Raw genomic sequence first — 26,288 nt, 5'->3', positions numbered from 1 at the left:
AAGGCAACTGGCCCTGTCGCTTCCTCCTTCCCCCCTCGCCCCCGCACGCTTTCCCTACGTGCCTCCAATTGCCGGAGTCACGTTACGCACCGCGCGCGCGGGCTATACCAAACGCCAGCGCTTCGACATGACCTATGCCGAACTGGCCGAGGGCACGGCGGTCGCGGGGGTGTTCACCAAAAGCCGCTGCCCGTCCTATGAGGTGCAATATGGCAAGAAAGCCAGCATGCTGGGCCGGGCGCGGGCGCTGATCGTGAATGCCGGCAACAGCAACGCTTTCACCGGGCTCAGCGGGCGGCGGGCGGTGGAGACCATCGTCGCGCGCGTGGCGCATCATCTGGGCTGCCAGCCATCGGACGTGTTCGTAAGCTCCACCGGTGTGATCGGCGTGCCGCTGCCGATCGACAAGGCCGAAGCCGGGCTGGCGCAGGTGCTCACCGCCGAGCCTTGCAGCTGGGAAGATGCCGCGATCGCGATCGGCACCACCGATACCTTTGCCAAGGGTGCGGGCGCATCAGCCATTGTCGGCGGCAAAAGCGTGCAGCTGGCCGGGATCGTCAAGGGATCGGGCATGATCGCGCCCGACATGGCCACCATGCTCGGCTATGTGTTCACCGATGCTGCCGTGGACCACAGCTTCCTGCAGGACATGCTGAGCAAGGCAAATGCGCGCACCTTTAACGCCATCACCGTCGATGGCGACACCTCGACCAGCGACACCGTTCTCGTCTTCGCCACCGGACAGGCGGGCGGCGCGGCGCTGTCGGGCTGGGACGATGACGGCGCGGACGCCTTTTACGCGGCGCTCGAGCAGGTCTGCCGCAGCCTGGCGCATCAGGTGGTGCGCGATGGCGAGGGCGCGCAGAAATTCATCGAGATCAATGTCACCGGCGCGGAGAGCGACGAGAGCGCGCGGGTGATCGGCCTGTCGATCGCCAACTCGCCGCTGGTCAAAACCGCCATCGCCGGCGAGGACGCCAACTGGGGCCGCGTCGTCATGGCGGTGGGCAAGGCCGGCGAACCCGCCGAGCGCGATTTGCTCTCGATCCGTTTTGGCGCCACCGAAGTCGCGGCCAAGGGCGAAGTCGTGCGCGGTTACGAAGAAGCGCCGGTAGCCAAGCATCTCAAGGGGCAGGAAATCGACATCGGCGTCGATATCGGCATCGGCGAGGGATCGGCAACCGTCTGGACCTGCGATCTCACGCACGGTTATATCAGCATCAACGCGGATTACCGCAGCTGATGGCTGCTCAGCAACCAGCTTCGTCATTGCGAGGAGCGCAGCGACGCGGCAATCCAGGGCGAATGCAGCGCTGCGCAAACCCTGGATTGTTTCGCCTGCAGCTCGCAATGACGGGAGGACTAACCCTCCTGACGAAATATCGCCCATCCGATGCATGAGCTATACGAGCCCGTCGCCGCGATCATGCGCTTATGCAGCGAGGAGATCGTCCTCAAGCATTTCCGCCATTTGTCGGACGATCAGATCGAGGAAAAGGCACCCAATGACCTCGTCACCGTCGCCGACAAGGAAAGCGAGCGCTTTCTAACGGAAAAGCTCGGCGAACTGCTGCCGGATGCCGCGATCCTAGGCGAGGAAGCCACAGCGGCCGATCCGTCGGTGATGGAGCGCATCCACTCGCCGCTCTGCTGGGTGATCGACCCGATCGACGGCACGAGCAATTTCGCCGCGGGCCGCTCCCCCTTCGGCATCCTGATCGCGCTGGTGCGCGGCGGAGAGACTGAGGCGGGCTGGATCTATGATCCGGTGACCGGGCGGCTGTGCCACGGCCACCGCGGCGGCGGCGCGTGGATCGACGGCGAAGCGGTGCGTTCAAAGGGCAGCGGCAAGGATCGCCCAGTAATCGCGCTTTACACCAGCTTCATGGAGGGCACCGAACGCGTGCGCGTCGATGCTGCGGCGGCGGCGCATTTCGAGGTGGTACCGCCGCCGATGTGCGCGGCCGAGCAATATCCGCTGCTCGCCACCGGTATGCATGACGTCACCATCTATCGCCGTTCGCTGCCATGGGATCATGCGGCGGGCGCGCTCTTCCTGAGCGAAGCTGGCGGCAAGGTCGCGCGCTATGATGGCACCGCATACCGGCCCGATCAGACAAAACAGTCCGGAATGCTGGCAGCCGCCACGCCCGATCTGTGGGATATGGCGGCCGGGGTGTTGCTCTAACTTGAGGCTTCGTGCCCCTGCGCAGGCAGGGGCCCATCAGGGAACGTCATCTGCTGGGCTCCGGCCTCCGCCGAAGCACAATAAAATAGAGTGGAAGCCCCTTAAAGCGCGGCCTCCAGCCAGCTCTTGATCTGCGCTTTGGGCGAAGCGCCGACCTTGGTCTCGACCGGCTGGCCGTCCTTGAACAGGATCATCGTGGGAATGCCGCGCACGCCGTATTTGCCGGGTGTGTTCGGATGGTCATCGATGTTGAGCTTGGCGATGGTGACACCTTCCAGCTCATCGCTGATTTCCTCGAGCGCGGGGCCGATCATCTTGCACGGTCCGCACCATTCGGCCCAGAAATCAACCAGCACCGGCCCTTCGGCCTTGAGTACGTCCTGCTCGAAACTTTCGTCACCTACGGCCTTGGTCGCCATGATCATGTCTCCTTGATGTTCGTTTCGATGTAGAAACGCATAGAGTAAGCCGCAAGTTTCGGGCGCGACAGGATTGCTTGGGGCGCATCAAGCCGGACTGTTCGCCTCGAGCTGCATGGCGGTCAGTTCGATCAGCCGGGGGGCGTGCGAATAGAGCAAGGCCGCCCGCACCGGACGACCCGGAAAGATGGTGCCGAGCGCCGCGACATAGCGCGCCATCTGCCGCTGGTAAGCGATCGGGACGGCCGCGGCATCGAGCGGCACATGGGTTCCGGTCTTGAAGTCGACCACGAGAATATGGTCGCGCCCTATCAGCAGCCGGTCTACCGTACCCGCGATCACTATCTCGCCGACAACTGCGGCAATCGGTGCTTCGGCCAGCGCGTCCGGCGCGAAGATGGCCTTCCAGCGCGGATCGTCCAGCACCAGCGATGCGCGTTCGATCAGTTCCATGCGCGCTGCTTCGTCCAGCTCGGGTGCTCGCCGCTGGAGCCAGGCCAAGCCGAGTTCGCGGCGCTGCTCGGAAGCCGCTCCTGGAAGATGCTCGAACAATCCGTGGAGCAACCGCCCGCGCTCGGCCGCCGCGCGCAGCTCGGGATCGGGCGGCGCGGCGCTGGTATCGTCCTCGCCGCCGCTCGACGGGGCGAGCGGACGCGGCGGGCGTGCCTCGACAGGGGCGGGCGCGCGCAGCCAGTCGGGCGGTGCGGTGGGCGGCAGCTGTCCCTTTTTATCGCCAAGCTTTTCTTTGGCGACATCGCTTCCGGCAAAGCGCCGCACCGCGCCCCATTCTTCATGCTCCTCCCATTCGCAACCCATGGCGTCTAGCGACCGGTCGAGCGCGGCGTACCAGCTATGCTCGGGCGGCTTTTTCGCGCGCACGCCCAGCGATCCGGCGAGCACGAGCCGCTCCTCGGCGCGGGTCAATGCCACATAAAGCAGCCGCCAATGCTCTTCCAAGCCGCGCACCGCCTCTTTTTCGGCGACTTCGGCCAACTGCCCCGACTTCTCCTCCTTGCGCAGGGCGAGCACGGGAATGTCCACGCCGGTCCGCTGTCCCCGTTCGTCTTTCATCGGCAGGTCGAAGCTGCGATCGGGCGTGCGCGTGGGATCGGCGGTAGTATCGGCGAGGATGACGAGCGGCGCCTGCAGGCCCTTGGAGCCATGCACGGTCATCACCCGCACCTCGCCCGATGCCCGGGCCTGCTCGCGCTTCACATCGACATCGCCGCGGTCGAACCAATCGAGAAAGCCCTGCAGCGAGGCGTTGTGGTTCTGCTCGAACAGGAAGGCGGCGTTGATCAGCTCGCCGATCGGATCGAGCGCCTCATGCCCGAGCCGCGCCACCAGCCTGCGCCGCCCGTCCATCTCGCCGGAAAGGATGCGCTCCAGAAATTCATGCGGCGTGCCATATTCGGCGCGCGCCAGCAGATCGCGCAGCGGATGGATCGCCTCGGCGAGCCGTTCCTGCCCACGCAAATGGCGCCATAGCGACAAACCCCTCTCATCCCCGGTTCGATAAGCCGCCTTCAGCAGCTGCTCCTGGCTCCACCCGATCAGCGGCGAAACCAGCAGCTCGGCGAGATTGAGATCGTCCTCGGGCTGCACTGCGAAGCGGATCGCCGCCAGCAAATCCTTCACCGCCAGCGGCTGACCGAGCCGCAGCCGGTCCACGCCCGCCACCGGAACACCTTCCGCATAGAGCCGCGCGACCAGCAGCGCGGCCAGTTCCGACCGGCGGCGCACCAGAATCATGATGTCGCCTGCCGCCAGCGGCTTACCAGTCGTCGCGAGCACGCGCTTTTCGTCGATCCAGTCCTTGATCTGCCGCGCAAGTTTCTTGGCGTAGTTCAGTTTTTCTTCGGCGAGCCAGCTTTCCTCATCCTCCTCGGCCGCCGAATCGTCGATGGGGCGCACCGGCCGCAGCAGCAGCACCTCGCCGACGTCGGGCTTCACGCCGATATGGGAGGCGACCGGTGCCTCGAGACCGAACGCGCCGAAACTGCGCTCGGCCAACAGCGAATCGACCAGTTTCAATATCGGCTCGGTCGAGCGAAAGGAGGTGTCGAGATCGAGCCGCTGAAGGGTGCGCGGCCCAATATCGCCCAGGTCCGGGTCCGCATAGGCTCGTTCGATCCGTTCGTGCAGCCGCTCGCGCGCGGCGCGATACTGCCCCGGATCGGTGCCCTGAAAACCAAAGATCGCCTGCTTGAAGTCACCCACGGTGAAGACGGTGCGCAACCGCCCTTCCCGCGCGCCGAGGCCTGTAAAGAAATCCTCGGTCACCGCCTCGATGATGTCCCACTGCGCGCGATTGGTATCCTGCGCCTCGTCGACCAGTACATGGTCGATTCGTGCGTCCAGCTTGAAGCGGATCCAGTCGCCGATACCGGGCTGTTTGAGCAGCCGTGCGGCGCGGCGAATGAGATCGTCGAAATCCACCACCGCGCCGCGGTGTTTTGCGAGGGCATAGGCGGTCGCATAGGCTTTGCCCGCCGACAGCGCGGCGGCGTAAAGCTCGGCAAAGCGCGCCAGCGCGACCTGCGAACGCAGACGCGCGCACCAGTCGAGCATCGCCTGCGCCGCCTCGGCATAGCCGTCGCCCTTGGGCGCGCTCTTGGTCAGCCCGCCCTTTTGCGTGGCCCAGACGCTGTTGAGCTCGGCCAATTGCGCGCCGCGATCGGCGGGAGCCAGCGCGAGCCAGCGATCGATCTTCTCGACATTGGTCGCGCCGGTCGCCGCCTTCCAACCGGCATTATGCTCACGAATGCCGCGCAGCAAATCGCGGTCGATCGCGCCGTCGCTGCATTGATCGGCCAGCCATTCGCCGGGGTCGCCCTCGATCTGGACGCCCGCGATCCGCCGCGCGAAAACCTCCGCGCCTTCGACGCTGTCCGGCACCAGCGCCATCGCGTCGGGCGCCGAAGCGCAGCGCACGAGAAAAGCCTCCGCCCCCTGTTCGCCGAGCCGGACGCTCAGGGCCTGCACCGCTTCGATCAGCCAGCCGCGCCCGTCGCCGGCGGCATCGGCCACCAGATCGGCCAGTACCTCACGGCGCAGCTGCAACTGGTCGCGCTCCTCCAGCGGCACGAAGCCGGGCACCAGCCCCGCTTCGGCCGGAAAGGCGGCGAGCAGCGTCTGGCAGAAACTGTGGATCGTCTGGATGCGCAGGCCGCCGCCGGGCGCGTCCAGCACCTTCGCGAACAGGCGGCGCGCGCGCGCTTGGTCTTCGGGGCCGAAGGGAGCGCCGATGGCCTTGAGGTCGGTCGCCAGAAGGTCGGGTTTCATCCGCACCCAGGCGGCGAGCCGGGCGTTGATGCGGTTGGCCATCTCCGCCGCGCCGGCCTTGGTAAAGGTGAGGCACAGCAGGTTCTCGGGCGCGCTGCCGCCGAGCAGCAGCCGGAACACGCGCGCGGTCAGCACCTGCGTCTTGCCCGTGCCCGCCGAGGCGCTGAGCCAGATGTCGCGGTCCGGCGCCACGGCGGCGCGCTGGTTGTCACGCAGGGGGTGGAGAATGGCGTCGGTCATGGTAAATCCTCCCCATCCATGGGGGGGTGGCAGCGCGCAGCGCTGACGGAGGAGGCTCTCGAATTGCGCCAAAGTTCAATGAGGAGAACCCCCTCCACCATTTGCCTGCGGCAAACGGTTCCCCTCCCCGTTCCGGGGAGGATTTTAGTAGTCGCGCTCACGCCGCGCCCCGCCCGTACCATTCGTCGCGCCGCATCAGGTGATCGTAATCGCCATAGGGCGAATATTCCGGGTGCAGCATCGCGGTGAAGGGGGCGTCGCCGTTGAGCCAGGTCGCGATGGCGTCGGTGACGTGGCCGAGTGCGTGCGACACGAAATCTTCCGGCGCGATGGCATCATCGCCGCGCCCGCCCACCGGCGTATCGACATAGCCCAGCTCGCCCTTGCGCGGCCCGTGCGCGGCCTTGGCGAGCGACCAGTATTCGAAGCCGCCAGCGGTCCCGTCCACGCCCGCGATGCCGCCGCGCTCGACGATCAGGCCGGTGAGGCCCAGCTGCAGCGCATAACCCGCGCGCACCTGCGCCTTGTTCGGTGGTTTGCCGGTTTTGTAATCGACGATCACCAGCGATCCGTCGGCGCAGCGGTCGATCCGGTCGACGCGGCCTTTCAGCTTCACGCCGTCCAGCATGATCTCGCCATGCTCCTCGATCGCGGCGATCTCGCGCCGCTCCTCGATCCTGAGCCGCACGGTTTCCTCGGCAATCCAGTCGATCGCGCCGAGCAATCGCGGCTCCCACAGCGCACGCATCAGCGGATGCGCGGCCTGTTTAGCCAGCAGCTCCAGCGCGCGGGCGTGCAGCTTGGCGGGATCGCGGCCGTCCTCGCGCGCCCACAGTTCAAGGATGTCATGCACCGCCGTGCCGCGCCAGGCGGGGGTGGGATCGGCATCGACCATGTCGAGCCTGCGCAGGCCCAGAATGCGCGCGGCGTAGAAAGCGAACGGGTCCGCCTTCAGCCGGTCGAGATCGGTGATGTTGAGCGCGACCCGCCGCTGTTCGACTGTGGGGCGCGGCTCCGGGCGGACGGCGGGCGCGAACGCTTCCGGCTCGTCGATCATCGCCGCCAGCGCCAGCGCGCGTTCGTCGGTCTTGAGGTTGCTGCCCGCCATCGCCTGCAGCCGCAGCAGGAAGCGCGAGGCGACGCCCGGCCCGCCCCGGTCCCGCTTCGCGCGGCTCAGCACGACTTCGGGCGCGCCCATCATGCCCGCCAGATCATGCGCGGCCAGCCCGATCGAGCGTTCCAGCGCGGGCAGACCCAGCTCGCGCCGAATGCGCGGGGCGAGCCAGGGATCGGGCTGCGGCAGCATGGGCCAAGTGCCCTCGTTCAGCCCGCCGCAAATGACCAGATCGGCTTGCTGCAGCCGCGCCTCGAGCAGGCCGTAGATCGCCACGCGCGGATGGCCGCCATAAGCCGGGCGCACGGAAATCTCACCGATCAGCGCCTCGAGCCAGGCGGGCAGTTCCTGCGTATCGGCAAGGCTCGGCCCGTCGGCGGCGCGCGCGCTGAGGTCCGCCCACAGCTCGGCCAGCATCCGCCCCTCGCGCCCGCGCCAGATGCGGTCTCCGGTGAGCGCTTCGGCCACGGTCCGCAGTGCATCGAGCGCGGCCTCGACCGAGCGCCCGGCCGCTTCGAGCGGCGCGAGCAGCGGGACAACATCGGCCCACCAGCCGCGCAGTTCCTGCCATTTTGCCGTATTGAGTTTGCGTTCGCTGTCGTCTTCGATGCGCCGCGCGATCCGATCCGCGATGCCGTCCAGCCCGCCCGCCGAGCGCGGGCCTCGGAACAGCAGATCGAGCACGCGGACCTGATCGAGCCAGGCGAGACGCGCGGGATCATCGCCCGACCGCACCAGCGGATGCTTGAGCAGCGCCAGCAGCGACACCGGCGCGAAATTCTGCGCCGCCGCCTCGGCCAGCGTCAGCATGAAGGTGCCGACAGGAAGCTCGGACAAGGGCCGCCCCGCGCTGTCGTCCGCCTCTATCCCCCAGCGCTGGAGATGCGCCGCTACGCGCCGCGCCAGTTCGCGGTCCGGGGTGGCGAGCGCGGCGCGTTTGCCCGGCTCCTCCATCGCCTCGCGGATCAGGATGGCGATAGCCTGCGCTTCGGCCGCGCTGTCCGGCGCTTCGAGCACGCGCACACCCGACAGGCTGCGACGATCGGGCGGCAGGTCCTGCCATTTGCCGGTGGCGTCCGGCGGGGCAAAGGCGTTGCTGATGGCATGCGCGCGGCGGGACGGCGCATCGTTCTCGCCCGATCGCACCCAGCGCATCACCTCGCCGCGCGCGATGCCCATGCGGTCGAGCAGCAGTTTGAGATGGAACTGCGGATGCATCTCCAGCGCCGGTGCGGGCGGCGCGCCATCGTCGCTGGGGCCGTACGGACCGATCTCGGCCCATTCGTCGTCCGGCATGGCGATGTCGAGATCGGGCAGCACGACCTGGCCCTGCGCCAGTTCCGCCACCGCGCGCAGCAGGCCCGCGACGGCGGGCGCGGCGGTGGTGACGCCCGCCGCCACCACGAAGCCCGGCGGCGGCGTCTCGCGCCAGCGCTCCGCCACACCGCCCAGCAGCCGGTTGCGCCGTTCGGCGACATCGATGCGGCCGATCGTCTTCAGATGCGCGGCCCAGTCGCGCGCGACAGCGGCGAACAAGGCGAGCGAGCGCTGATAATGATCGGCCAGTTCCTCGGCGAGCACGAGCTCGTCCAAAGCTCCATGCGACTTCCGCTCGATCACCAGCTGGTCGAGCGCGCGCGCAAACTGGTCGGCGAGGCGCAGCGCCTCGGGCGCGCTGACGCGTTCGCCGCCCACTTTCATGCGATCCTGCACGATCCGCGCGACCGCGAGCCGCCGGGTCAGCGGATCGACCGCGGGCGGCACGTCCGCGCCGACCGGATCGAGCGCCAGACCCAGCGCCTCGCCCAGATCGAGATCGCCGATCGGCACCATCCTTGGCAACAGCAGCCCCGGCGCGGCGCGGCGCACGAAGGCGTCGCTGATGGCGCGCGCGGCGCGGTTGTTGGGGATCAGGATCATGCCGCCGGACAGGCCGCGCTCCGGCTCGGCGAAGCGATCGAGCATCCCGGCGGCCAGCGCATCGGCGAACCCGCGATGCGCGGGGATGGTGTAGATGGCGGGCTTGGCCCTGCTACGCATGAGCCCTGCTACCCATTGGTGAACCAGGCTTCGGTCGGCCGGATCGCGGCGGGGGTGCCGATGTCGAACCATTCGCCGTCGAAGATGCTGCCGTAGAGGCGGCCATCGGCGATTGCCTTGTCCCAGAACCGGCTGGTGCCGAAGGATTCGCCCGCATCGCCTTCGATCAGGCGCTTGGCCATCAGCTGGATGCCGGTGAAGATGAACGGCGCGACTTTGCGCTCCTTGCGCCAGGATATCCGGCCCTGACCGTCGAGGTGGAAGTCGCCGCTGCCGCCATGATGATGCGCGCGGGCATGTGGCACCAGCAGCAGCAGCGCGTCCATGCGGGTCCCGTTCCACTCCTCGGCGAGCTGCGTCAGCGCGGCGCGCGGGCCATCGACCCAGATATTGTCGCTGTTGACGCAGAAGAACGGATCGGATGCGATCATCGGCAGCGCCTTGACCAGCCCGCCGCCGGTTTCGAGCAGCCGCTCGCGCTCGTCCGAAATCTGGTAGTTCAGCCCGAACGGGGCGTTCGCGACATGCGCTTCCAGCGCGTCGGCGAGATAATGGACGTTGACCACCACATCCCGGACGCCCGCCTTGGCGAGATGCGCCAGCGTGTGGTCGATCAGCGGCTGGCCGGCCACGCGCACCAGCGGCTTCGGGCTGCTGGCCGTCAGCGGCCGCATGCGCTTGCCGAGCCCGGCGGCCATCACCATCGCACCGGTCACTATGACCATCTCAGGCATCCGATCCGGCGGCGATCAGTCCGGCACGGCGGTCCTCGGGCACATTGTCGTCGAACCAGCGGCGCATCGGTTCCAGCGCGGGATGCGCCAGATCGCGTTCGAGCAGCTTCCACATGCGCGGCAGGAACGAGAGGTAGCGGGCCTTGCCGTCGCGCCGCCACAGCCGGGTGAAGATGCCGATGATCTTGGCGTTGCGCTGCGCGCCGAGCAGCGCATAATGGGTGCGAAAATCCTCGCCCTCGCCGGTCACGGCCAGATAGCGATCCAGCATCGCCGCCTCCAGCGCCTGCGGAACGTCGCGGCGCGCATCCTGCAGCAGCGAGACCAGATCATAAGCAGGATGCCCCGCCAGCGCGTCCTGAAAATCGAGCAGGCCGAGCCGATTCTCGCCGATCAGCATGATATTCTCGGCATGATAATCGCGCAGCACCGTCACCGGCTTCGCCTGCGCCGCGATCACCGGGGCCAGCAGTTCGCGCCACAGCGTCTCGTAACCCGCCCGATCGACCCGGAGATGCGCGGCCGGCGCGAACCATTCGGTCAGCAGCTTGGCCTCCTCGATATATTTTGCTTGCGTATAGCGCGGCACATCGGCGGGCGGGATATCGCGCAACCTGATGAGCTCGTCGATCGCCTGTTCGTAAACCGCGGTCTCTTCTTCTGGATGATAGGCCAAATGCTCGCGCATGCGGCGGTTGCCGAGATCCTCGAGCAGCACCAGCCCATGTTCCAGATCGCTGGCGATCACCCTGGGCGCGCGAAAGCCGTGGCCGCTCAGATAATCGGCGATGGCCACGAACGGCGCGGGGTCCTCATGCGGCGGCGGCGCGTCCATCAGCACGCCGCGATTGCCCTCGGCATCCTCGACGCGGAAATAGCGGCGAAAGCTGGCGTCGCCCGCCAACGGCTCGATCCGCGCGCCCGTCCAGCCGGCTGCGGAGAGGAAATGCGGCGCGCCGGGGGGCGGGGTCATCTGCGTGGCCATCGGCCTTCCCAACTACGCGGCACCGCCACTGTCAACCGCCGCGCGCTCGGTCCGTCGCGTTCGATCCGGACGTGCAGCGCATCGGCCACGAAAGCCGCCCCCGCGCGCTCGGGCCATTCGACGATCAGCGCGCCATAGGAGCGCGCCTCGCCGAGGCCGAGTTCGACCAGCGCCGCCGGATCACCCAGCCGGTACAGATCGACATGGCTGACCGGTAAGCGCACGTCCGGAGCATCATAGGGATGGACGAGCGCGTAGCTCGGGCTGGTCACCTCGCCGTCAAAGCCGAGTCCCGCCAGCATTCCCCGCGCCAATACGGTCTTGCCCGCGCCGAGATCGCCGCTGAGTGCCACCAGATCGCCGCGCTCGAGCAGCCGTCCGAGCGTCCGGCCGAACGCCAGCATCGCCGCTTCGCTCGCTATCTCGATCATCGCTTCGCTCATTGGCGCGGCAGCTCGATGGTGATCATCGTGCCCTCGCCCGCTTGCGAGATCAGCTCTAGCTTCCCGCCATGCGCCTCGACCAACTGCCGCGCCAAAGGCAGCCCCAACCCACCGGGCGCCGCCGCACCGTCGTCACCTGAAAACCGGTCGAGCGCGCGTCCCTGCGCTTTGGCATCCATGCCCGGACCATTGTCGGAGATCACGATCCGCGCCTTTGCCTTTGAGCCGTCGGCGAATATCAGCACCGCCGCGCCCTCGCCGACATAGGCCAGCGCGTTGCCGAGCACATGATCGAGCGCCTGGCGCAGACGGCGCGGGTCGGCGGGGATCGTCCCCGCAGTGCCACGAATATCGAGCCTGAGATCGATCTTGCCCGCCTCGGCATCTGCCTGATGATCCTTGACCAGCGCATCCAGCGCATCGCTCAGCTTCAGCGGCTGTTTGTCGATCGGCAGCGCCCCGGCCTCGCCCTGGCTGAGATCGAGCACGGTGTTGATCTGCCCCGACAGCCGTTGGACCGACTGCAGGATCGCCGCCACATAATCGCTCGCCTGCTCGCCAAGTTCTCCGGCCAGCCCCGCCGCCAGCATTTCGGCGAACCCCTGGATCGAGGTCAGCGGCGTACGGAACTCGTAGCTCATATTGGCGAGGAAGCGGCCTTTTATGGCATCGGCCTCGGTCAAAGCCTCGTTGCGTTCGCGCAAGGCCCGCTCGATCCGCGCGCTGTCGGAGATGTCGAGCATCGAGAACAGCGCGTTGCCATCGGGCAGCGGTATCGTCGAGAAACGGAAATGGCGGCCGTCGGCGAAGCGCATCTCGCCGTCGCGGCGCGCGCGGTTCTCGGTCGCGGCGCGCACCGTCTCGCGCATGATCGCCGCCTTGCCCGGCTCGGCGAGCCGCCGCGCGATCGAGGCGATCAGCTTGTCGATATGCGGATGCCCCGCCAGCGTCTTCTCGTCCGCCTCCCAGATTTCGGCAAAGCGCTCGTTCCACAGATTCAGGCTGCCGTCCGAGGCGAATACCGCGATCCCCTCGAACAGATTGTTGAGCGTGGCGGTCCGCACCCTGAGCAACGTATCACGCGAACTGGCGAGCCGCGCCTGCTCGGTGCGATCCTCGAAGATCAGCAGCAGACCGCCGTCGGGCGAAGGCTGCGCGAGTACGCGCAAATGGGTGCCGTCGGGCAGGAGCCAGTTCTCCTGCACCGGCTCGGGCGAGCGGAACCAGCCCTGCCGTTCGCTGCGCCAAGCCGCGAAATCGCGCACCTCGGGCAGCTTCTTGGCGTCGCGCATCCGGTCCAGCACGCGCGCGAAATCGGGCCGATCGGCGAGCCAGGCCTCCTCCACTTCGAACATCCGGCGGAACGGCAGATTGGCGAACACCGCGCTGCCCTCCCCATCGAACTGCACGACTGCGGAGGACATGGCGTCCAGCATGTCGCGCTGCGCGGACACGAACCGGCGATGCTCCCCGCGCGCATCGGCCAGTTCCTGCATCTCGATGGCATAACCCGCCACGCCGGTTTCCCCCAGCGGCACGTCGACCACCAGCATGCGGCGGCGGTGGCCGTCGATCGTGAGCGAGAGCTCGCGCGAAATCGTCTCGCGCTTGTCCGAAGCTTCCTGCGCAATCGAGCCGGGCGAGCGGCCATCGACGGTCTCGACCAGCTCGGTGCCCGCCGCCACCACTTCCTCGGCCGAAGCGCCCGCGACCGCCGCGACGAAGGCATGGTTGACCAGCATCAATTGGCCATCGGGCGCGCGGTGCCACATCGGCAACGGTGCGGCCTCGATCAGACCGGAGAGCGCGGTGAACGCCGCGCGCGCCGCCGCCGCATCGTCCTCCAGTCGTGCCTTCTCGTAAAACGGCTGCGACCGGTCGAAGAACCACAAGAGCGCCGCGCCGTTGGGATAGATCTGGCTATCCGCCAGTCCCCCGTGAATGGCGAGCGCGCGCTCGCTGCCCTCCACGGCAAAACTGCATTCGAAGGATTTTCCGGTGCGCTGCGCCAGGCGAACCTGCTCGGCGAGCCGCTCCACGTCGCCGGGCATGAAGCCGCCCTCGCCCGCCTCCGACGACAGATCGGACATATGTTTGATGTCGCGGTCGATCCCGAGCCAGCCGAGCAGGCGTTCGGGCGTATCGACCTTGCCGTCGAGCCGGACGATCAGCGGGATGGCCGGCGCGGTCTCGATCAACCGGCCGAGCCGCGCGGTCTGGCGCAGGCTGTCCTCGGCCCGGCGTCTGAGCGAAAGCCCCGACCACAGCGCCCACGCCCCGGCGAGCAGCCAGCCCCCCAGCACGATGCCGATCATAGCCGTGGAAAACGCACCGTTCATGCAGCCGGGCTAGGCGAAGCGGCGGCGGCGTCAAGGGGGATGGTGTGTGCGAGCGCTTCCGCCGCTTGCAAGCGCCATCGATCAACCCTCGGTTTTTCGACCGAAACAGCGTCATTCCGGACTTGATCCGGAATCCAGGGTCCAACGGCAGTGCCATATCGCCCTGGATCCCGGGTCAAGCCCGGGATGACGCCTAATGATCAATTGGCGATAATATGATCAATACCGGTAATGCTCGGGCTTGTACGGGCCGGTCTGCTCGACGCCGATATATTTCGCCTGCGCGTCGGTCAGCTTGGTGAGATTGACGTTCAGCTTGGCCAGATGCAGCGCGGCGACTTCTTCATCCAGATGCTTGGGCAAGACGTAGACGTCGTTCTCATATTCGCCGGTCTTGTGCTTGGTGAACAGTTCGATCTGCGCCAGCACCTGGTTGGTGAAGCTCGCCGACATCACGAAGCTGGGATGGCCGGTGGCGTTGCCCAGGTTCAGCAAACGGCCCTTGGACAGCAGGATGATCCGCTTACCGTCCGGAAATTCCACCATGTCGACCTGCGGCTTGATCTCGGTCCACTTCATGTTTTCCAGCGCGCCGACCTGGATTTCGTTGTCGAAATGGCCGATATTACCGACGATCGCCATGTCCTTCATGCCGCGCATGTGATCGATGGTGATGACGTCCTTGTTGCCGGTGGTCGTCACGAAGATATCGGCGCGCTTCACGCCCTCTTCCATGGTCACGACCTCGAACCCGTCCATCGCCGCCTGCAGCGCGCAAATCGGATCGATCTCGGTCACCAGCACGCGGGCGCCGGCACCGCTCAGGGACGCGGCCGAGCCCTTGCCGACATCGCCGTAACCCGCGACGAGCGCCAGCTTGCCGGCCATCATCACGTCGGTGCCGCGGCGGATGCCGTCGACCAGCGATTCCTTGCAGCCATATTTGTTGTCGAACTTCGACTTGGTGACGCTGTCGTTCACGTTGATCGCCGGGAACGGAAGCTTGCCCTCCTTGGAGATCTCGTAAAGGCGATGCACGCCGGTGGTGGTTTCCTCGGACACGCCGCGGATCGCCGCGACCGTCTCGGTCAGATAGCCCGGCTTGCGCGCGATGAATTCCTTCAGCGCGCGCTGCATCTCGGTCTCTTCCTCATTCTCCGGCGCGGGCATGGTCTCCCCCGCTTCCATGCGCGCGCCCCACAGCGCGAACATGGTGGCATCGCCGCCATCGTCCAGGATCAGGTTGCAGGTCTCGTCGCCCCAGTCGAAGATCTTGGCGACATAATCCCAATATTCGCCCAGCGTCTCGCCCTTCACGGCGAACACCGGAATGTCTTGGTCCGCGATCGCGGCGGCGGCATGGTCCTGCGTCGAGTAGATGTTGCAAGTGGTCCAGCGCACCTCTGCTCCGAGGGCGACCAGCGTCTCGATCAGGACGGCGGTCTGGATCGTCATATGCAGCGAACCGGCGATACGCGCGCCCTTCAGCGGCTTGTCGGAAGCGTAACGCTCCTGCAGCGCCATCAGACCGGGCATTTCGGTCTCGGCGATGACGATTTCCTTGCGGCCGTAATCGGCAAGCGCAATGTCCGCGATGATATAATCCTGGGTGGCGGTGGCCATATAATGTCTCCTGACGGCAGGCGTGAAAATGGCGCCACGCGGGGAGCAGCGCGGCGAATATGGGGGCTCCATAACGGGGCCGGAGCCAAATATAAAGAAAACTTTATATCCTGAATATTCCGGATGTTTCGAAAGCCGGAATTTGCGCCAAGCCTCGCAAGGATCGCCCATAAAGATGACGCATATCGCGATCCGCTGGCACGCTGTCCTACTTCGCACGTTTCTGATATGTTCCGGTCGCGATGATGTTTCTTGCACGACTCTGCCACCATGTCTCTTCGCTCCCTGAGTCTGCGGCGAACCTCGGCTCAACCGAATCTGCCGGGGGGTGTGGTGTAACCCGTGTCACCCTTCGCACTCCGCTCGGACGCCCGCCCCGGGTCCAGCGGTTCGACGATCCGCCTAGGCCGCGCCGAAACCGCTCGACAGCATCGCCGGATCGATCCCGGCGCTGCGATAGGCCGCTCGCCAAATCCGCACCGGGTCCACGCCGAACAGTATCTCGTCGGGACAATCGGAGACGAGCCAGCCAGGGCGCGTCATTTCCTCCTCGAGCTGGCCTTCGCCCCATCCGCTGTAGCCAAGGGCGAGTCGCCATTGTGCCGGCCCGGCGCCCGCGGCGATATCGGCGAGGATCGACAGGCTCGAGGTCAGCCCCCAGCGCCCGGCCACGTCGATCGTGTCGCCGCGCTGATACTCAAGGCTGTGCAATACGAAACCGCGCTCGGTCTGCACCGGTCCGCCCTGAAACAAAGGCTGGTTCTCGGTCCGCTCGCCGATATCGAGATCGAGCTGCGCGAACACCGCGCCCGCCTGCACGCCATCGACTGTCCGGCCGAGATCGATACCCAAAGCGCCTTGCGAGTCGTGCATGCAGATGGCGATCATCGCGCGGTCGAAGCGCGGATCGCCCATGCCGGGCATGGCGAGCAGGCAGCGGCCGGTGAAGAAAATGGGAGCAGTCACGGGCTTTAGCATAGTCGGCCCTTGCCGATGGTCCAGCGTGCAACCATGTCGCTTGCAGAACTTTCCCCAACCACGGCAAACGTCTCGAGAAAGGACCGATATGCCCATCAAAGAAGGCGATACCCTCCCCAAAGCCCAGTTCATCACCATGACCGCGGACGGTCCGCAGCCGGTGGATTTCGACAGATTCTTCAAGGGCCGCAAGATCGCGCTGTTCTCGGTACCCGGTGCCTACACGCCGACCTGCTCGGCGCGGCACTTGCCCGGCTTCGTCGACAAGGCCGATGCGCTGAAGGCCAAGGGCGTGGACGAGATCGCGGTGACCGCGGTCAACGATGCGTTCGTGCTCGGCAAATGGACCGAGGAAGCGGGCGGCGTCACCCCGCTGGCCGACGGCAACGGCGAGTTCGTGAAAGCGATCGACCTCACCATGGACGGCACCGGCTATGGTATGGGCACGCGCGGCCAGCGTTTCTCGATGATCGTCGACGACGGCGTCGTGAAATCGCTGAACGTGGAGCAGCCCGGCGATTTTCGGGTGAGCTCGGCCGAACATATGCTCGAACAGCTTTAGGGCGGAGCGAACCGATCTCACCTGACGACGTCATCGATCAGTTGCGGCGGCGCTATGATGGCGCCGTCGCCAACCTGCGCGAGGATTTGCGCGCCTATCTCGACAACGGCAGCGTGCCCTCACCCGCCGCGCGGCGGGAGGGGCGTTATGCCTATCCCGAACTCACTATCCGCTATGCCGGGGAAAAGCGCGACCGGCACCGCACCACCGCCTTTGGGAGGCTGGTCAGTCCGGGGGTGTATTCGAGCAGCATCACCCGCCCCGATCTGTTTGCCGCTTATCTCACCGAACAGCTGAAATTGCTCGATACGCAATATGAGATCGAGGCGGAGATCGGTCATAGCCGGCAGGAAGTCCCCTTCCCCTATGTGCTCGACGCGGGCGACGGCATTGCGCTCGGCGCGGTGGGATCGCAGGAACTGGCGCGGCATTTCCCCACGACCGAGCTCGCCGATATCGGCGACGAGGCGGCCGACGGTCTGTTCGTCACCGCACCCGGCAAACCTTCCCCGCTGGCGCTGTTCGATGCGCTGCGCACCGACTTCTCGCTCGCGCGGCTGCGCCATTACACCGGCACCGCGCCCGAGCATTTTCAGCGCTTCGTGCTGTTCACCAATTACCACCGGTATATCGACGAGTTCGTCGCCTGGGGGTGCCGCGAGGTCGGCAAGGGCCGGTTCACGGCGCTCGCCGGTGCCGGCGGCCTGCTGATCGATCAGGCGCATGAAGCGCCGGGCGATCTCGTCGCCGACAGCACCTGGCGCAAGCACCAGATGCCGGCCTATCATCTGATCGGCGACGATCGCAGCGGCATCAGCCTGGTCAATATCGGCGTCGGCCCCTCCAACGCCAAGACGATCACCGACCATCTGGCGGTGCTGCGGCCCGAGGCGTTCCTGATGATCGGCCATTGCGGCGGCCTGCGCCCGTCGCAGCGGATCGGCGATTTCGTGCTCGCCCATGCCTATCTGCGCGACGATCATATCCTCGACGACGTGCTGCCGCCAGAAATTCCGATCCCGCCGATCGCCGAGGTGCAGCAGGCGCTGGCCGAATCCGCCGGTGAGACGCTGGCGATCGACAGGGACGCGCTCAAACGCCGGATGCGCACGGGCACGGTGGTGACCACCGACGATCGCAATTGGGAGCTGCGCTTCTCCGACAGCGCGCTGCGATTTTCGCAAAGCCGTGCGGTCGCGATCGACATGGAGTCGGCGACTATCGCCGCGCAAGGATATCGTTTCCGCGTGCCCTACGGCACGTTGCTCTGCGTGTCTGACAAACCGTTGCACGGCGAGATCAAACTGCCCGGCCAAGCCAATCGCTTTTACGAGGAATCGGTCTCGGCGCACCTCCAGATCGGTATCGCCGCCTGCGAGAAGCTGCGCGAAACCGGGGCGCAGCTCCACAGCCGCAAATTGCGTGCGTTCAACGAGCCGCCGTTCCGATAAAGCGGTGAACCGCGCCGTTCGGTCGATCAATTGTTACCAAAAGGAAACAAGTCACGCTCTCGTGCATTGGTTGATCGAGATTGAAGAAGCAGGAGACCACGATGACCGACGTAAACAGCACAACGAACCCGCAGCAACCCGCCACCCAGCCACTGAACGAAAAAGGCACCGCGCAGAAGGTCGGCGACAGCGTGAAGGCGGCTGGCAAGACCGTCTCCGACAAAGGCAAGGCCGCTGCTCATAAGGTGGGCGATAGCGCAAAATCGGCTTCGGCTTCGGTCAAGACCAGTGCCGCGAAAGCAGGCGACTCGGTGAAGAGCGGCGCCAAAAAAACCAGCGACGCCGTGAAAGCTAATCCGGGCAAGACCGCCGCTGTCGTGGGCGGCGTGGCGGCTGCTGCGGCTGCGGCTGTCGTCGGAACCAAGATGTACAGCGATAAGAAGAAGAAGGATGCCGCGCGCGCCGAAATTGACAAGATCGGCTTTCCCGAGATGCGCGACGGTACGCCCAAGGTGAATCACGACAAGACCTGACGGGTTCGGCCGATCCGCTTTCCGAAGGCAATGAGAGGGGGTGCCCGAACCGGCGCCTCTTTCGTCTCGCTACTAGCTTCGCCGGCTGCTCACCAGCCACATTTCCTGCCCTGGTTCTGCGTTTTCAGCCATGTCCGCAGCGGCGCGAAATATTCCAGCATCGCCTTGCCCGACATTTCGCGGCTGCCGGTGAATTTCTCCAGCGCATCGGGCCAAGGCCGGGATGCGCCCATTTCCAGCATGGCGTTCAGCTTTTCGCCGACCTGCTTGTTGCCGTAAAAGCTGCAGCGATGCAGCGGCCCCTTCCACCCGGCTTCTTCGCATGCCGCCTTGTAGAATTGGAACTGCAGGATGCGGGCGAGGAAATAGCGCATATAGGGCGTGGTCGCCGGGATATGATATTTGCCGCCCGGATCGAAACTCGCCTCGGTCCGCGCGACGGGCGGGGCGATCCCCTGATATTCCAGCCGCAGATCGTCCCAGCCTTTTTGCAGACCGTCGCTCGGGATCGAACCGTCGAACACGCCCCAGCGCCATTTGTCGACCAGTAGGCCGAAGGGCAGGAATGCGACCTTGTCCATCGCCTGACGCAACAGCAGCCCGATATCCTTGTCAGAGGATGGCACCTGGCTTTTGTCGAGCAGGCCGATCTGCACGAGATATTCGGGCGTGATCGACAGCGCGATCATATCGCCGATCGCCTCGTGAAACCCGTCGTTCGCGCCGTTGAGGTAGAGGAAGGGCTGCTTGTTGTAAGCGCGCTGGTAGTAATTATGGCCCAGCTCATGGTGGATGGTGGTGAAGTCGTCCGCATTAACCTTGATGCACATCTTGATGCGCACGTCGTCGACATTGTCGAGATCCCAAGCCGAGGCGTGGCACACGACTTCGCGGTCCTGCGGTTTCACGAACAGCGAGCGCTGGAAAAACGTCTCGGGCAGCGGATCGAAACCGAGCGAGGAGAAGAACCCCTCGCCGGTCTTGACCATCCTGGCCGCGTCGTAATCCTTCGCCTCGAGCAGGCTGGTGACATCATAGCCGATGTCGCCCGCCCCTCCGGGCGCCACCACATCGTAGATATTGCCCCATTCCTGCGCCCACATATTGCCGAGCAGGTCGGACCGGATCGGTCCGTCGGCGGACTGCACCTCGTCGCCATATTTGTCGTTCAATTTGGCGCGCACGAAACAGTGCAGATCGTCATAGAGCGGCTTGACGTCGTTCCATATCCTGTCGGTGAGCGCGGTGAACTCCTCCGGCGACATGTCATAGGCCGAGCGCCACATCGCACCGGCATCGTCATAGCCCAGTTCCTTGGCGCCCTGATTGGCGATGCCGACCATCCGGATATAATCCGCGCGCATCGGCGCGCCGACATTGTCGTTCCAGCTCGTCCACATTTCCTGAAGCTGGGCGGGATCGCGCACCTCGCCCATCGCGGCCTCAATGTCGCTGCCGTTGATCGGCTCGCCCTTCAGCGTGCCCTTGCCCTTGCCATATTGCGACTGGAGCGAGGTGGAGATATTGTTGAGTTCGGCAGCCGCACCCGGCGTGGTCGGCGCGGGCAGCACGATCCCGCCGCGCAAGCTGTTGAGCTTTCGCACGGTATCGTAATCGAGGTCCGGCACCTCGGCGAAACGCGCCGCGTCGTTGGCGAAACCGACCGACATTTCGGTGCCGATCGTACCGAAATAGGCCGCGAGCGCGTCGCTATCGTCGGTGATGTAGGTGGCGTTGATCCATTGCGCCTGCGCGCTGGGAATCGAGAATTGAGCGAGCCGGGCCTCGGCGTCCTTCACGAATGCCTCGGCCTCGGCCTTGGTCGCGGCGGGGGCGGCCATAGCGGTGGGCGGCGCTTCGCTGGTGGTCGTTCCGGTCGATCCGCCCTTGCCGACGGCCTGGGCCGAAGCGGGCGCGGCGATGGTAAGGCTGGCGGCGGACAGCGCGAGCAACGAGATGGTGCGGTGAAATTCGGTCACGGATAAACTCTCCCAGAACATACAAGATTGTTGTTATTTCTATTGGCCCCAAAACTGACCTGTTGGCAACGAGCCGTCAAGCGGACAGGAAGCGCGCCATGGCCTGGCCCAGTTCGGGCTTGGTGACGCAGGACATGTGCGTGCCCTCGATCCATTCGAGCGTGGCGTTCGGCAGCGCGTCGGCCAGCGCTTGCGGAGAGCCATTGTCGCGGTCGTCGCGCCCGCACAGCACCAGCACCGGCGTGTCGATATCCGCGAAATTCTCGATCGCGGCTTCGGGGATCGAGGCGAGCAGATGGCCCATCGCCGCGCGGTCGACCTTTTGCGTCTTCATGAACTGGATCGCCATCCAGTGCGGATCGCCACGTTTCGCCGTTTCATAAGCGGCCAGTGCGTCGACGAAAAACATCCGTCGTTTGCCCCAGCCCGACAGACCTTCCAGCCCCATGCCGGACAGGATCGCCTTGCCCGGCGTCAGCCCCTTGCCGAGCAGCCGCGCGGTGGTGCGCGCGCCCAGCGAGAAGCCGCCCATGTCGAAATCATCGAGCCCGTAATGCGCGATCAGATGCTCGGTGTCGCGCACCAGCACATCCTGGGGGTAGCTTGCCGCATCGGTGGGCGTGGCGCTTTGGCCATGCGCGCGAAAGTCCGGCATGATCGCACGGAAGCCCGCCGCCGCGATCGCCTCGGCATGGCCGAACTTGACCCAGTTGGTCTGCGCTTCGGAAAACAGCCCGTGGAGCAGCAGCACCGGCCGCCCCTCCCCCGCGCTGTGAACCGCAAGCTGGACGCCGTCGAAGGACGGGATGGTTTCGGTGGTGATCTGCACGGTCATGTCGCCGGGGTTAGGCCGAATGCACCGGCGAATCCACTGCCGCCGTGCAGAACGACAAGCCGTCATGCGCTTTTTGCAACTGATAGTGGTTGTTGATTATAAACTTTGTTATTATATAGCCTTTCATGAACGACAATATCGGATTTCTCATCGCGGACGTGTCGCGCCAGATTCGCCGCGCGTTCGACGCGGAAGCGCGTGCGATCGGCGTCACTCGCCCACAATGGCGCGTGCTGACTATGCTTTCGCGCAACGAGGGCATATCGCAGGGCGCGCTGGCGGATTTGCTCGAGCTCGAGCCGATGACGCTGTGCCGCATGGTCGATCGGCTGGCCGAGGCCGGGCTGGTCGAGCGCCGCCCCAACCCGGCGGACCGCCGGGCCTGGCAGCTGCATCTGACCGAGGGGGCGCAGCCGCTCCTCACCAGATTGCGCGGGCTGGCGGATAATCTGTTCGCCGACGCGCTCGGCGACATATCGCAAAGCCGTATCGAGGCGATGCGCGACACGCTGGAATTCATTCAATCCAATCTCGCCGCCCGCGACGAGGCACAGCAGGAGATGCGCGCTCATGGCTGACATCGCCGCCGCATTCGAAGAAGAAGCGATCGCCGCCGACGCCGCGATCGAAACGCCGCAGGTGCAGGCCCCGCCGAAGCGCAGGCGCTGGCTGCGGCTCGCCATCATGCTGATCGTGCCGCTGCTGATCGCGGCGGGCGGCGCGTATGTGTGGCTGACCAGTGGCGGCAGCGTATCGACCGACAATGCCTATGTGCAGCAGGACAAGGTGTCGGTCGCCAGCGAGATCGGCGGCCGCATCGTCGAGGTCAACGCGCGCGAGAACGAGAATGTGAAGGCGGGCGATATCCTGTTCCGGATCGATCCCGCGCCCTATCGGCTCGCCGTAGCCGCGGCCGATGCCAGCATCGCCGACGCGCAGGTGCAGGTCGATACGCTGGGCGCCACCGCGCAGTCGAGCAGCGTCGATATCGGCGCGGCGCGCGAGGATATCGCCTATGCCGAGACGATTTTCGAACGCCAGCAGCAGCTGATGGACCGCGGTTTCACCACCCGCGCCGATTACGACACCGCGCGCCACGCGGTGCAGCAGGCCAAGGAACGGCTGAACCAGGCGCAAGCCGATGCGCGCGAGGCCAATTCACGGCTCGCCACCGGATCGGCGCTGCCGGGGCAGAACCCGCAGATCGCGGCGGCCAAGGTGCGCAAGGAGCAGGCGCAGTATAATCTGGACCGCACCGTCGTGCGCGCCCCGCTCGGTGGCCGCGTGACGCAGTCGGACCGGCTGATGGTCGGCCAGCAGATGGTCGCCGGACTGCCCGCGCTGACCGTCGTCGCCGACGGGCGCAGCTGGATCGAGGCCAATTTCAAGGAAACCGACCTGGAGAATATGCGCGTCGGCCAGCCCGCCGAGATCCGGATGGACGCCTATCCTGACGTCGCGCTGAAGGGCCATGTCGCCAGCATCGGCGCGGGCACCGGTTCCGAAATGTCGGTGCTCCCCGCGCAGAACGCGACCGGCAACTGGGTCAAGGTAACGCAGCGCATTCCGGTGCGCATCGCCATCGACGGCAAAAGCGCGCGGCAGCTGATCGCGGGCATGTCGGTCGACGTGACGATCGACACCAGCAGCGCCGAGCACTGACATGGCGAGCGCCGCGCCCAAGGCCGGTTCCGCGCGGCAGAGCGAAACCGCGATCACCAGCAAGGCGGGCAAGCCAGCGCTGGCGGTCGAGCGGCGCGGGCTGCTGACCGTCGCGGTCATGCTGGCGATGATCATGCAGATTCTCGACACCACCATCGCGAACGTCGCACTGCCGCATATGGAATCGAGCCTGGGCGCGACGATGGACAGCGTGACCTGGGTGCTGACGAGCTATCTCGTCGCCACCGCCGTCGCCATCCCGATCACCGGCTGGCTCGCCGACAAGATCGGATCGCGCAACCTGTTCATCTTCGCCGTTGCCGCGTTCATCGTCGCCTCGATGCTGTGCGGTGCTTCGCAGAATCTCGGGCAGATGGTGCTGTTCCGCTTTCTGCAAGGCCTTGCCGCCGCGTTTATCGGCCCGCTCAGCCAGACGGTGATGATCGACATAAACCCGCCCGAGCGCCACGCCAAGGCCATGTCGATCTGGGGCATGGGCGTGATGGTCGGGCCGATCATGGGCCCGGTGCTGGGCGGCTGGCTGACCGAGAACTACAACTGGCGCTGGGTGTTCTACGTCAACCTGCCGGTCGGCCTGATCACGCTGGCGATGCTGTGGGCGCTGCTCCCGGCGCGGCCGCAGCGCGAGCGGCGGTTCGACCTGTTCGGCTTCTCGATGCTCGCCATCGCGCTCACCGCGTTCCAGCTGATGCTCGACCGTGGCAACCATCTCGACTGGTTCCAGAGCCCGGAAATCTGGATCGAGGCGGGCGCGTGCGTCGCCGCGCTGTGGGTGTTCCTGGTCCATATCGTCACCGGCAAGCATCCGCTGTTCGAGCGCGAGCTGGTGACCAACGCCAACCTGATGACCAGCCTCATTTTCATGGTCGTGATGGGCGTGGTCATGTTCTCCTCGATGGCGCTGCTCCCGCCGCTGCTCCAGACGCTGTACGGCTATCCGGTGATCGACACCGGCTTCCTGCTCGCCGCGCGCGGCGTAGGCGTGCTGGCGAGCATGTGGATGGCCGGGCGGCTGGTGGGCCTGATCGACCCGCGCATCCTGGTCGCCATCGGCATGAGCATCGCCGCTTGGTCGCTCTGGTACATGACCGGCTGGTCGCTGGAAATGAATTACTGGCCGATCGTGATCAGCGGCGTGGTGCAGGGGCTGGGCATCGGCCTCGTGTTCATCCCGCTCAACACCATCGCCTTCGCCACGCTCGACCCGAGCCTGCGCCCGGACGGCGCGGGCCTGCTCAACCTGCTGCGCTCGATCGGCGCGGCGGCGGGCATCTCGGTGGTCTCCACCCTGCTCGCGCGCAACACGCAGATCAGCCATTCCGATCTCGCCAGCCACATCACCGATTCGACACTCTCCAGTATCTCCTCGGCAATGGTCGACCGCTTACCCGGCGCCGGCGAGACGGTGATGAGCGCGGTCAACGCGATGGTCAGCCGACAGGCGCTGATGATCGCCTATCTCGACGATTTCTGGCTTATGGCGATCCTCACCATCGCCGCCGTGCCACTGGCGATCTTCCTCAAGAAGCCGCGCAAACAGGCCTGATACCGCGACCCCATCCACGGGCATTACCCATTCGGGCGCAGTTCCGGCATCACATGCGCCAAAAAGTCCCCCTTGCCGAGCGGCACGCCCTTCATCCGGAGCAGCGCATAGGCGGTGGTCAGATGGAAGTAGAAGTTCGGGAGCAGCCAGTCGTCGACGAAACGTCGCGCGGGCAGCAGCATGTGCATCTGGATCATCGCGATATCGATGCGCTTGTCTTCGTCCGGCACGGCAAGCCCCTCGCCTTGCGCCTTTTCCAGATCGGCGATGCACGCGTCCAGATGCGCCGTCAGGGCGTTCCATTCCTCGGGCATCGGATCGGGCATGTTCGGCGGCGTGGGCTTGCCGCGCAGCCAGGCGATGAATTGGCTCGGCTGGTTACACGCGAAGACGATCTGGTGCGGCAGAGCATGCATGTCCGGCGCAAGCCGGGCGTTGACATAATCGGCGAGATTGACGTCCTGCTCCGCTGCATGCGCCTCGGCCTTGGCCATGATGGCGCGCAAATTGCGGAGCCGGGTCAGCATGATGCCAATTGTAGTTTCGATCAGCTCGGTCGACATATGCATTATCCTTCCAATTCAACTTCACCGGCTCATCTGTTCCAAGGCCCTGCCGCATGAACGCTTTTCATGCCCGCGTTTCCTCGATCGATACGGCCAGACTGGAAAATTCGGACATTCGTATTTTTTGCAACAGTTTCCGGTCGGCGGTGATGAGCGGCAGGTCCATGTCTTCGGCATTGGCGAGATAGATGCAGTCATAAACCGGATGATCCAGTTTCATGGCGATCTCCAGGGCGCGCACGATCAGGGTTTCGACCGGATAAAGCTGAACGAACCGCGCCGCGAGGCCCTCGACGAGTATGTACACCTGCCCGGCGGGCAATATTTTTCGCCGCACCGCTTTCCACAACGCATTGCCGGTTTCGCTCAGCAACAGCTCCGGCGCGGCAAGGTCGTTCTCGACCAGCAGCCGCTCGGCCAGATCGCTGTCTTCCTCGCGCATGAACCATTTGAAAGCGACGCTCGCATCGATGAGGATCACCGGCCGTCCCGGTCTTCGCGGATCCAGGTCCAGCTCTCGCCGTCCAGCTTCGACATGTCCGCCGCTTCACGCAAACGGCGCGAGCGGGCGATGAACTCAGCCTTGGTCTGGGCATGCACCGATTTGCTGAGTTCGAGATGCAGTTCCGCCTGCAGCGAACGTCCATTGGAATCCGCCCGTCGCTTCAGCGCCGCGATCACCGCATCGTCGAGATTGCGAATGAGAATATCGCCCATTGGCATGTGATATCACTATGATATCATG

The 26,288-nt window shown here is 65.6% G+C and carries 22 protein-coding genes; 8 read left to right on the top strand and 14 right to left on the bottom strand.

Annotation, left to right across the window (positions count from 1 at the left end; all coding sequences use genetic code 11):
- The first annotated feature begins 13 nt into the window (after nt 1-13).
- The gene (argJ, locus tag ACOQPC_RS07670) at nt 14-1,243 is read left to right on the top strand and encodes a bifunctional glutamate N-acetyltransferase/amino-acid acetyltransferase ArgJ (protein WP_420608098.1); all 1,230 of its coding nucleotides are present in this window, start codon (nt 14-16) and stop codon (nt 1,241-1,243) included.
- A 150-nt stretch (nt 1,244-1,393) separates the two neighbouring features.
- On the top strand, nt 1,394-2,188 hold the full coding sequence (locus ACOQPC_RS07665; protein ID WP_420605159.1) for an inositol monophosphatase family protein: 795 nt from the start codon (nt 1,394-1,396) through the stop codon (nt 2,186-2,188).
- Nucleotides 2,189-2,289: 101 nt separating this feature from the next.
- Here the strand turns inward: ACOQPC_RS07665 and trxA are convergent, their stop codons facing one another.
- From trxA to ACOQPC_RS07620, 9 genes are all read right to left on the bottom strand, one after another.
- A complete protein-coding gene (trxA, locus tag ACOQPC_RS07660; RefSeq protein WP_420605158.1) occupies nt 2,290-2,607 on the bottom strand; it encodes a thioredoxin TrxA in 318 nt (105 codons plus the stop codon).
- 87 nt (nt 2,608-2,694) lie between these two features.
- Nucleotides 2,695-6,132 (bottom strand): double-strand break repair helicase AddA, encoded by a 3,438-nt coding sequence (gene addA, locus ACOQPC_RS07655; RefSeq protein WP_420608042.1) that lies wholly within the window; start codon nt 6,130-6,132, stop codon nt 2,695-2,697.
- A gap of 157 nt (nt 6,133-6,289) precedes the next feature.
- Nucleotides 6,290-9,286, bottom strand: a complete 2,997-nt coding sequence (gene addB, locus ACOQPC_RS07650; RefSeq protein WP_420608041.1) for a double-strand break repair protein AddB — start codon at nt 9,284-9,286, stop codon at nt 6,290-6,292.
- Between the two features lie 8 nt (nt 9,287-9,294).
- Nucleotides 9,295-10,011 carry a nucleotidyltransferase family protein gene (locus ACOQPC_RS07645; protein ID WP_420608040.1) on the bottom strand — a complete coding sequence of 239 codons (717 nt, stop codon included), beginning with the start codon at nt 10,009-10,011 and terminating at the stop codon, nt 9,295-9,297.
- Nucleotide 10,012: 1 nt separating this feature from the next.
- Complete coding sequence (locus ACOQPC_RS07640) at nt 10,013-10,993, bottom strand: aminoglycoside phosphotransferase family protein (RefSeq protein ID WP_420608097.1); 981 nt, start codon at nt 10,991-10,993, stop codon at nt 10,013-10,015.
- Nucleotides 10,990-11,448, bottom strand: coding sequence for a tRNA (adenosine(37)-N6)-threonylcarbamoyltransferase complex ATPase subunit type 1 TsaE (gene tsaE, locus ACOQPC_RS07635; RefSeq protein ID WP_420608039.1), 459 nt, complete (start codon nt 11,446-11,448; stop codon nt 10,990-10,992). Before tsaE ends, ACOQPC_RS07640 begins: the two co-directional genes overlap by 4 nt.
- A complete protein-coding gene (locus tag ACOQPC_RS07630; RefSeq protein WP_420608038.1) occupies nt 11,445-13,787 on the bottom strand; it encodes a PAS-domain containing protein in 2,343 nt (780 codons plus the stop codon). Before ACOQPC_RS07630 ends, tsaE begins: the two co-directional genes overlap by 4 nt.
- Nucleotides 13,788-14,006: 219 nt before the next feature.
- Nucleotides 14,007-15,410, bottom strand: a complete 1,404-nt coding sequence (gene ahcY / locus ACOQPC_RS07625) for an adenosylhomocysteinase (RefSeq protein ID WP_420608037.1) — start codon at nt 15,408-15,410, stop codon at nt 14,007-14,009.
- Between the two features lie 402 nt (nt 15,411-15,812).
- Entirely contained in the window at nt 15,813-16,376 is a 564-nt protein-coding gene (locus ACOQPC_RS07620; protein WP_420608096.1) for a YqgE/AlgH family protein, read from the bottom strand.
- Between the two features lie 100 nt (nt 16,377-16,476).
- On the opposite strand from ACOQPC_RS07620, the gene ACOQPC_RS07615 reads away from it, so the two are divergent.
- The 3 genes from ACOQPC_RS07615 (at nt 16,477) to ACOQPC_RS07605 (ending at nt 18,934) form a co-directional block, all read left to right on the top strand.
- The gene (locus ACOQPC_RS07615) at nt 16,477-16,950 is read left to right on the top strand and encodes a peroxiredoxin (RefSeq protein ID WP_420608036.1); all 474 of its coding nucleotides are present in this window, start codon (nt 16,477-16,479) and stop codon (nt 16,948-16,950) included.
- Between the two features lie 41 nt (nt 16,951-16,991).
- Nucleotides 16,992-18,401, top strand: coding sequence for an AMP nucleosidase (locus ACOQPC_RS07610; protein WP_420608035.1), 1,410 nt, complete (start codon nt 16,992-16,994; stop codon nt 18,399-18,401).
- A 101-nt stretch (nt 18,402-18,502) separates the two neighbouring features.
- Complete coding sequence (locus ACOQPC_RS07605) at nt 18,503-18,934, top strand: hypothetical protein (RefSeq protein WP_420608034.1); 432 nt, start codon at nt 18,503-18,505, stop codon at nt 18,932-18,934.
- An 89-nt stretch (nt 18,935-19,023) separates the two neighbouring features.
- Here the strand turns inward: ACOQPC_RS07605 and ACOQPC_RS07600 are convergent, their stop codons facing one another.
- Nucleotides 19,024-20,775, bottom strand: a complete 1,752-nt coding sequence (locus ACOQPC_RS07600) for a M2 family metallopeptidase (RefSeq protein ID WP_420608095.1) — start codon at nt 20,773-20,775, stop codon at nt 19,024-19,026.
- 214 nt (nt 20,776-20,989) lie between these two features.
- Entirely contained in the window at nt 20,990-21,748 is a 759-nt protein-coding gene (locus ACOQPC_RS07595; RefSeq protein WP_420608033.1) for an alpha/beta fold hydrolase, read from the bottom strand.
- A 125-nt stretch (nt 21,749-21,873) separates the two neighbouring features.
- On the opposite strand from ACOQPC_RS07595, the gene ACOQPC_RS07590 reads away from it, so the two are divergent.
- From ACOQPC_RS07590 to ACOQPC_RS07580, 3 genes are read left to right on the top strand one after another with little or no spacing between them, the layout of a single operon-like run.
- Nucleotides 21,874-22,326, top strand: coding sequence for a MarR family winged helix-turn-helix transcriptional regulator (locus ACOQPC_RS07590; protein ID WP_420608032.1), 453 nt, complete (start codon nt 21,874-21,876; stop codon nt 22,324-22,326).
- Nucleotides 22,319-23,410 carry an HlyD family efflux transporter periplasmic adaptor subunit gene (locus tag ACOQPC_RS07585; RefSeq protein ID WP_420608031.1) on the top strand — a complete coding sequence of 364 codons (1,092 nt, stop codon included), beginning with the start codon at nt 22,319-22,321 and terminating at the stop codon, nt 23,408-23,410. The genes ACOQPC_RS07590 and ACOQPC_RS07585 overlap by 8 nt, the downstream gene beginning before the upstream one ends.
- Before the next feature lies 1 nt (nt 23,411).
- Nucleotides 23,412-24,977 carry a DHA2 family efflux MFS transporter permease subunit gene (locus ACOQPC_RS07580; RefSeq protein ID WP_420608030.1) on the top strand — a complete coding sequence of 522 codons (1,566 nt, stop codon included), beginning with the start codon at nt 23,412-23,414 and terminating at the stop codon, nt 24,975-24,977.
- 23 nt (nt 24,978-25,000) lie between these two features.
- Here ACOQPC_RS07580 and ACOQPC_RS07575 read toward each other — a convergent pair whose 3' ends face one another.
- From ACOQPC_RS07575 to ACOQPC_RS07565, 3 genes are all read right to left on the bottom strand, one after another.
- Nucleotides 25,001-25,540: a DUF1993 family protein gene (locus ACOQPC_RS07575; RefSeq protein ID WP_420608029.1), complete on the bottom strand. Its 540-nt coding sequence runs from the start codon at nt 25,538-25,540 to the stop codon at nt 25,001-25,003.
- A 67-nt stretch (nt 25,541-25,607) separates the two neighbouring features.
- On the bottom strand, nt 25,608-26,024 hold the full coding sequence (locus ACOQPC_RS07570; protein ID WP_420608028.1) for a type II toxin-antitoxin system VapC family toxin: 417 nt from the start codon (nt 26,022-26,024) through the stop codon (nt 25,608-25,610).
- Entirely contained in the window at nt 26,021-26,260 is a 240-nt protein-coding gene (locus tag ACOQPC_RS07565) for a FitA-like ribbon-helix-helix domain-containing protein (protein ID WP_420608027.1), read from the bottom strand. Before ACOQPC_RS07565 ends, ACOQPC_RS07570 begins: the two co-directional genes overlap by 4 nt.
- Nucleotides 26,261-26,288 lie beyond the last annotated feature (28 nt).

This window comes from Novosphingopyxis sp. (assembly GCF_965218915.1).
Taxonomy (GTDB): Bacteria; Pseudomonadota; Alphaproteobacteria; order Sphingomonadales; family Sphingomonadaceae; genus Novosphingopyxis.
This window is presented reverse-complemented; position numbering and strand designations above follow the sequence as displayed.